The organism is Photorhabdus hainanensis (genome assembly GCF_018448965.1).
In the GTDB taxonomy this organism is placed as follows: Bacteria; Pseudomonadota; Gammaproteobacteria; order Enterobacterales; family Enterobacteriaceae; genus Photorhabdus; species Photorhabdus akhurstii.
Genome location: NZ_RCWD01000017.1, coordinates 107097 through 114556 on the forward strand (window position 1 = coordinate 107097; position 7460 = coordinate 114556).

A 7460-nucleotide genomic window follows, 5' to 3' on the forward strand; every position below is an offset into this window, starting at 1 on the left:
CGTTATGAATCATTAAAAAACGGTGTTCTTGGCTTAGCTGATATTGCATTGATGAATGATGCCCTTGATGTTAAATCGGAAAATGAGGCCATGATAGAGAGGTGGCGAAATGAGCAATAATGTTGAAACAACTAAGGATTTCTTGGGATCGCTTAAGTTTGATGTTGATGAAGTGGAACAGCGTAAATTTATGGCTGTTATCACCGAAGTCACGTCTGGCATTCTCAAAATGAGGGCGGAAATTGAAAACGCAACATCAGTTGTGGCCAGTTTTATCACCCAAATAGCTGACGGATTGGATAAGTTATACGGGAAGTTGCAAGAAACAGACGCAGTGGTTGAAAAAATTAAATCTATCAATGAGGAAAGCGTCTGTCGAGCTGTGGGAGGTGTAGAGAGATTTCTGCCGAGCATTAATGCTCAATCCCATGATACAAATGGTCGCCATTTTAATACTGCCTCCTTGGTCGCATCGATGGGTGAGCAGATATTAAAAGCAACAACGGATTGTGCTAATCAAAATACCAGCATACTTGATAATGATGACATATTTAATGCTATTGAGGAGTTAGTCAAATGGTTAGACAAAGGAGAAATTTCTGCGAAAGGTTTATTGGCGACATTGAATGAATTGTGGAAATTTACAGGTAGAAAAATTGTTTTGGGTGTATTATTTGATTTTAATAGTCGGTTGAATGCATTACAGGAAGAAGCAAAGAAAAATCACGAAACAATGGCTGAAACATTATCACGGCGGCAAAGAGAATATGATATAAATAAAAAACCACTTATAACGTATGATCAACTCAATAATTGGATGTCAACACATGGGATTTATATTGCTTCTGACTTGACTCCATTTTTCAGCAAAGATAAATATGAAAAATACCAAGAGAAAATTGATGGTAAAAAAACGATAATCCACAAAGAGTACAGCCAGAAAATTGCTGATATTTCCAATAAAGTGTCAGTACGATCAAGTAAAACGAAAATAAAACGAAAGAATAAAAAATTAAATAAAGATCATCTTAAGGCTGGCATTGTTGAACATCACGATGCGCCTAAGGAATTAAATGCTCCAGTTAATCAACCAACGAATATTTTTAATAGTGAGCTTACAGCAGCAAAGCTAAAAAAATTAAAATCTTCGCGAGGAGTACGGAATAACAATCCATTAAATATGAACTTTGTACATCAGACCGGGGCGGTGCTTGAAGATAATCCAAAGCCCAGATTTGCTCAGTATCCAGATGCTTATACTGGATTAAGAGCTACTGTTCATCAGTTGATGCGTTATTTTCGTGGTAAAACCACAGGAAAAAAGCTACAGACTATTGCAAGTATTGTCCCGACATGGGCGCCAAAGAAAGATCATAATAAAACCAAACAGTACATTGCCGACGTGTCTAAAATGATGGGAGTTTCTAAGGATACGTTCCTTGATCTCACTGATCCTGATGTGATGCAACGGCTGATTGATAGCATGATGATAAAGGAAAGTGGTGGTAATCCCTATTCACCAGAATTTATCAGGAAGGCGATTATGGCAGAGCTACAGCCAGCGAATAAAGCGCCAAAGCAGGCTGGACATTTAAATCATGTAGCTCACTCTTTGCAGAATATTTCCATTGATCACCGAATGATCAACGGCGCGGTAACCAATATCAACGGTATGATGAATCATCAGGGATTGACTCCCTTTTTATTACATCGTGCGCCAATATCTGCCGGCAATAATATACCGGGAATAGGAGAGGTCAATTATCATATTGAAGTCAACGGTGTTGAATCCCCCAGAGAAGCAGCAAGACTGACTGGAGAAACGGTAGAACGTACTCACAGTATGCTGCTTCGAAATATGCAAACACAGGTGAGATAACAATGGATATATTATCAGTCATGTTTTCTCAGCAAAAGAGAAAAATAGGTGTTATTGTACCGAGTGTCGTTATTTCAGAAACACATACCGATGTATCGAATATCACCGATCATCCGGTCCAGCAGGGGGTGACATTCAGTGATCATGCTTATGACAGCCCATCAGAAGTGAGAATGGACTTAGGTTTCGCGGGAGGTGGTTCTTTGCTTGATATTATTGATACAACAAAGGTATTTGATATTTCTACCGGGTTGAGCCTTGGAACCAGTCCGCGTGATATATATCAACAACTACTTGACCTGAGAGCATCACATAAACCGTTTGATGTCGTAACGGGAAAGCGATTATATAAAAACATGTTGATTAAAGATATCAGTGTCACAACGGATAAAACCAGTGAAAATGTTTTATCGGTGGTTTTAAACCTGCGTGAAATTGTTATTGTTGAAACATCACCGAATAAGGCCGCGCCGGCGGAAAATATGAAAAATCCTGAAGATACAGCACCTGTCGTTAATATGGGAGCTAAAGTCACGGTGAAGCCATCAATGCCAAAAATTATTCTTGATTTTATTATAGAGAGAGGTAAGAAATGGCTAGGGTTGTAGAAATTCCTTTATCACCTCAAAATCAACAATTCGATATTCAGCTCAATGGCATCAATTATAAAATGAGATTGATGTGGCGTGGTATTGCGGGTTGGATTTTGGATATTATGACGCCGGACAGTGAATTTATTGTCACAGGTTTGCCGTTGGTTTTTGGGATTGACTTACTGGAACAGTATCGTCATCTTGGTTTTAAAGGCTCATTAATTTTTTATGGTGATATAAATCAGGAGAAACCTTTCAGGAATAATCTTGGTAAAGAGGACAGGTTATATTTTGTAGTAAGTTAACTTGATGAGAGTAAGGTAATATATTTCGTAATAATTTATTACATACGCCGCTTAATTGCGGTTTTTCTATTTCTATATAATTAGGTGAATTATGTCAAAACAATGGATAAGAGAATGCCACCTTATCGTTGTAGACAAAGATGGCGAAAAAGTAAATTTATCAAACCTGAAAATCACATTTAACATTAGCAGAACGGAATCTTCCAATCCTGCTACCGGTATTTTTACTATATATAACCTCAATAACGAAACTAGTAATAAATTACGTAAAAATGAATTTAAAAAGATTAAATTTGTGGCGGGTTACAAGGAGAACTCAGGACAAATATTCTCGGGTCAAATTCAATACACGTATGTAAAAAGAGACAACGCAACGGATACTTGTGTTGTGATTCATGCAGCGGACGGGGATGAAGCGCACAATTACGCGACCGTGAATACCACTATTGCAGCGGGATATTCGCAAGCAGATTTAGATCATTTGCTAATGCGTGATATTGCCAAATATGGCATTACAGCAGGTCTACGCCCTGAATTCAGTAAATCAGCATCCCCCAGGGGAAAAGTGCTTTTTGGCATGCACCGCAATGAAGTTTCTAATCTGGCAAAGCAATGTGACGCTAATTGGCGCTATGAAGATAACCAATTACATATTGTACCCAAAAATAAATACTTAACTGAAGCCATTGTCCTTACTTCAAAAACAGGTCTTATTGGTATGCCTGAACAAACTATTGGCTCAGGTATTAACGTTACATGCTTAATTAATCCGAATATCCGTCCCGGTACATTAATCCGACTGGATAACCGCTCAATCAAACCGGTTGATCCGGCGACTAAACAAGCAGCTCAGTCTGGCGATCATAAAGATGCAAAAACACAACCGGCAATGTTGGACGCTGACGGTGATTATATTGTCTTCAATGTGGAGTACTCCGGCGATACCCGTGAAACAGAGTGGTACATGACAATAATGTGTATCGCCAAGAGCGATCATACTTTGCTGAATCAATCAACTCACAATAAGGATAAGGCAGAGAGCGAATGATAAATACTGACGAACGACTAAATAGACCCGAAGCGGTCTTTTTTGCTATGCAAGAAGTCATTAGCGCCGGATTGTATGTCTCCTTGCCTTGCATTATTCAATCATTTAATGCTGATGCGGTAACTGTTACAGCACAACCGGCCATCAGATGGAAAATCAGGAAAAAAGACGGGGAACTGGAATCGGTATCCTTGCCGCTATTAGTGGATGTGCCGGTTATATTTCCGAGGGGCGGCGGCGTGACATTAACCTTCCCGGTAAGAGCCGGTGATGAATGTCTGGTCGTATTTGCTGATCGCTGCATCGATTATTGGTGGCAATCTGGCGGTGTACAAGAGCCGGTAGATCCTCGGCAACACAACCTGTCTGATGGATTTGCGATTGTTGGCCCACAATCTCAGCAGAAAAAAATAACTAATATCAGCACTCACACCGCGCAACTGAGAAGTGATGATGGTGCTGCGTACATCGAACTCGATCCCAACAGCCATAACATCACGGTTATCACACCGACGAAGCTTACCGCTACTGCCAATGGCAGTACTGAAATCACTTCACCTGAAATCATCCTAAACGGCAACGTCACCATTAACGGCAACTTATCACAAGGCATGGGGGCTGGCGGTGGCGCCGCAACCATGCAAGGTCCTGTCACGGTGAGTAATGATGTGACAGCGGCAGGGATTAGCCTTAAAAACCATATACATAGTGGCGTGCAATCAGGTGGCGGTAAGACGGGGAAACCTCAATGAGATACAGAAGAGAAATTGACAACGACTATGTATTTGGTCGTGGAGAGGCGGGTTTTCTTATCAACTCACCGGAAGCGGTTGCACAAGCAGTGAAAACTCGCCTGATGTTGCGCAGTGGAGAATGGTTTCTTGATGACCGAGAGGGAACCGATTACGACAACGTATTGGGTAAAGGCACATCGGGTTTTTATGATTTGGTTATTAGACAGCGAATACTACAAACGCCAGGTGTAGAGAACATCACCCACTACCGCAGTGAAAGAAACCCTGCAACAAGAAAAATCACCATTACAGCCACGATTGACACGATTTATGGCCAGACAGGAGTAACTGCTGATGTATGAAAGTATTATCAACACAATGTTACCTGCTATTGATAAAAATGGGATCAATGCTCCTGATTATCAAACCATCTTGAATAGCTGGAAGACGATATTCAGGGATATTTATGGGGACGATATTTACATTGAATCTGACAGTAAAGACGGGGTTTTTTTATCGCTGATAGCATACGTTATTCACGGTTGTAACAACGCAACTGTTGCTTCCTATAACTCATTTAGCCCGACAACTGCGGTGGGTGAAGGGCTTTCTCGTAATGTCAAAATCAACGGCATTACCAGAAAAAGCTCCAGTAACTCAACGGTGGATGTTTTGGTCACTGGCCGAACGGGCACGGTTATTCGCAACGCTTCCGTCCGGGATGATGCGGGAAACGCTTGGTCACTACCGGATGAAGTCATTATAGATACACACGGACAGGCTATTGTGACCGCGATTTGTCAAAAATCGGGCGCTATTGGCGCATTGCCCCACACGGTTAACCAAATTGCTACGCCGACATTGGGCTGGCAAACCGTGACGAACCCGGTTGCGGCGACACTTGGTCGGGGAATTGAAACCGATATAGAACTGCGAATACGGCAAGCGGTTTCCGTTGCGCTGCCTTCGAGAACCATTATGGATGGACTGATGGGGGCAATTGCCAATCTGCATGGGGTTTCACGTTACCGGGGATATGACAACGACTCGGACAAAACGGATGAAAATGGCATCCCTGCACACAGCATTGCACTTGTCATTGATGGTGGAGACTCGAAAGAGATTGCCCGAACCATTCTGATAAAGAAAACGCCGGGTATACCGACATTTGGCGCCACCGCTGAAACTATTACCGATGACTATGGCAATAAAAAAACGATTAACTTCTATCGCCCTACACTAGTGCCAATTTACGTTGAAATACACATTAAACCTTTTATCGGATATACATCAGATATCGGTAATAATATTCGTAATGAAATATCTAACTATATAAAATCCCTTTATATAGGTGATGGAATATATGTTACGCGCTTATTTGTACCGGCAAACTTATGCAATAAAAACGGTGGACAGACATATGAAGTATTATCTGTGGCAGTGGGTAAATCAGCATCGACGACGGGAACGGCGAACATTGACATAGCATTTAATCAAGCGCCGACGTGTTCACCTGAAAATATTAAAATAGTAACGGTGCTCGAATGAACAAATATATGAAGTTGATTCCTGCATATCACATGGAAGGTAACAAATATGTCAGGATGCTTGAAGCTGTGACTGATATTTTCAACCAGAATGCGCTGACAACAAATTTACTGATTAGCAGTTTTGACCTTGATAAAGCAGTGGGCAAACAGCTTGATATTATTGGAGAATGGGTAGGAAGAAATCGAATGATTCAGACTCCAATTGAATCCTATTACTTCTCCTTTGATATTGCTGACTTGGGGTTTGATAGTGGCATATGGAAAGGGAGATTTGACAGTGATAAAAGTTATATCAAACTGGATGACGATAATTATCGGGTTGTCATTAAAGCTAAAATAGGCGCAAATAACTGGGATGGAACGGCTGAGTCATTTAATAACATCCTAAGTTTTATTCATTCAAATAATGGATTATCTGTATCTTTCGAAGATAACTTAGATATGTCATTCACAGTGACTATCAAAGGTAAGTCAATCAGTACTATTACTAAAGAAATCATCCATCAGGGTTATCTCTCGCTTAAACCTATGGGGATAACGGTTAATTACCATATAGTGGAGGGTTAGAAGTGGCTAAAAATGATTTTAAAGCGTTTGCCATTGGTGAAAACGCGAATACTTTGTCACAAGAAGAATATGAAAGCTCAGATTTTATTGAAGAGGGTTTTAAATCAGGAATAGCAAGGAGTGAGCGATTAAATAAAGTTTGGCGCCAATCTTCGGTTATTGCCGCGGTGATAGGGAAATATATTGCGGAAAAAACCGGTGAAGACGTTATGGATGATGGTGACCTGGAAAAACTCGTAGCGCAATTAGATTTAGCATTAAAACATAAAATTACCACGGAAATTCCTGATGCTTCACTGGCGCAGAAAGGTATATCGCAACTCAACAGCGCGACAAATTCTGACAGAGAAGACCAAGCAGCGACGCCAAAGGCGGTTCATGACGTTAGAAAAATCGCTGAAAGCAAATTAAGTGGTGTTTCTGATGCCTCATTGACGCAGAAGGGGATTGTACAGCTAAGTAGTGCGACAAATAGCACAAGTGAAACCCTGGCGGCGACGCCAAAAGCGGTTAAAGAGGCATATGATTTTGCCAATACAGCAAATGTAGCAGCTAAAAATGCTCATGATGAAGCGAACAGGGCTATAGATAATGCCAACAGCAGATTGGCAAAAAACCAAAATGGCGCAGATATCCCTAATAAAAGTGAGTTTATAAAAAACCTTGGTTTGATGGAAACGGTGAGTTTGGCGAGGAATGCTGTGTCAACGGTCAGCGGAGGGACAATCAAAGCTGGACTAAATGTGCAAAGCGTACTAATTGTCGGAATAAATCAAAATAAAAG

The 7460-nt window shown here is 40.9% G+C and carries 10 protein-coding genes; all 10 read left to right on the forward strand.

Annotation, left to right across the window (positions count from 1 at the left end; all coding sequences use genetic code 11):
- Positions 1-51 precede the first annotated feature (51 nt).
- The gene (locus EAE92_RS25395) at positions 52-120 is read left to right on the forward strand and encodes a DUF6889 family protein (RefSeq protein ID WP_411179146.1); all 69 of its coding nucleotides are present in this window, start codon (positions 52-54) and stop codon (positions 118-120) included.
- Complete coding sequence (locus tag EAE92_RS12525; RefSeq protein WP_214068314.1) at positions 110-1879, forward strand: hypothetical protein; 1770 nt, start codon at positions 110-112, stop codon at positions 1877-1879. The genes EAE92_RS25395 and EAE92_RS12525 overlap by 11 nt, the downstream gene beginning before the upstream one ends.
- A gap of 2 nt (positions 1880-1881) precedes the next feature.
- The gene (locus tag EAE92_RS12530) at positions 1882-2487 is read left to right on the forward strand and encodes a phage baseplate protein (protein WP_046395661.1); all 606 of its coding nucleotides are present in this window, start codon (positions 1882-1884) and stop codon (positions 2485-2487) included.
- Positions 2472-2777, forward strand: a complete 306-nt coding sequence (locus EAE92_RS12535) for a phage baseplate plug family protein (RefSeq protein ID WP_214068315.1) — start codon at positions 2472-2474, stop codon at positions 2775-2777. Before EAE92_RS12530 ends, EAE92_RS12535 begins: the two co-directional genes overlap by 16 nt.
- A gap of 91 nt (positions 2778-2868) precedes the next feature.
- Entirely contained in the window at positions 2869-3825 is a 957-nt protein-coding gene (locus EAE92_RS12540) for a phage protein (RefSeq protein WP_214068316.1), read from the forward strand.
- Positions 3822-4577 carry a phage baseplate assembly protein V gene (locus tag EAE92_RS12545; RefSeq protein ID WP_214068317.1) on the forward strand — a complete coding sequence of 252 codons (756 nt, stop codon included), beginning with the start codon at positions 3822-3824 and terminating at the stop codon, positions 4575-4577. Before EAE92_RS12540 ends, EAE92_RS12545 begins: the two co-directional genes overlap by 4 nt.
- A complete protein-coding gene (locus EAE92_RS12550; RefSeq protein ID WP_214068318.1) occupies positions 4574-4921 on the forward strand; it encodes a contractile injection system sheath initiator in 348 nt (115 codons plus the stop codon). The genes EAE92_RS12545 and EAE92_RS12550 overlap by 4 nt, the downstream gene beginning before the upstream one ends.
- Positions 4914-6107 carry a baseplate J/gp47 family protein gene (locus EAE92_RS12555; protein WP_214068319.1) on the forward strand — a complete coding sequence of 398 codons (1194 nt, stop codon included), beginning with the start codon at positions 4914-4916 and terminating at the stop codon, positions 6105-6107. The genes EAE92_RS12550 and EAE92_RS12555 overlap by 8 nt, the downstream gene beginning before the upstream one ends.
- Complete coding sequence (locus tag EAE92_RS12560) at positions 6104-6676, forward strand: DUF2612 domain-containing protein (protein ID WP_214068320.1); 573 nt, start codon at positions 6104-6106, stop codon at positions 6674-6676. The genes EAE92_RS12555 and EAE92_RS12560 overlap by 4 nt, the downstream gene beginning before the upstream one ends.
- A 2-nt stretch (positions 6677-6678) precedes the next feature.
- On the forward strand, positions 6679-7460 hold a 782-nt coding region (locus tag EAE92_RS12565), incomplete at its 3' end, for a tail fiber protein (protein ID WP_339959376.1).

Coding starts and splice junctions, on each gene's coding strand:
- EAE92_RS12550 (WP_214068318.1), top strand. CDS start 4,574: ATGAGATACAGAAGAGAAATTGACAACGACTATGTATTTGGTCGTGGA.
- EAE92_RS12545 (WP_214068317.1), top strand. CDS start 3,822: ATGATAAATACTGACGAACGACTAAATAGACCCGAAGCGGTCTTTTTT.
- EAE92_RS12535 (WP_214068315.1), top strand. CDS start 2,472: ATGGCTAGGGTTGTAGAAATTCCTTTATCACCTCAAAATCAACAATTC.
- EAE92_RS12555 (WP_214068319.1), top strand. CDS start 4,914: ATGTATGAAAGTATTATCAACACAATGTTACCTGCTATTGATAAAAAT.
- EAE92_RS12530 (WP_046395661.1), top strand. CDS start 1,882: ATGGATATATTATCAGTCATGTTTTCTCAGCAAAAGAGAAAAATAGGT.
- EAE92_RS12560 (WP_214068320.1), top strand. CDS start 6,104: ATGAACAAATATATGAAGTTGATTCCTGCATATCACATGGAAGGTAAC.
- EAE92_RS12525 (WP_214068314.1), top strand. CDS start 110: ATGAGCAATAATGTTGAAACAACTAAGGATTTCTTGGGATCGCTTAAG.
- EAE92_RS12540 (WP_214068316.1), top strand. CDS start 2,869: ATGTCAAAACAATGGATAAGAGAATGCCACCTTATCGTTGTAGACAAA.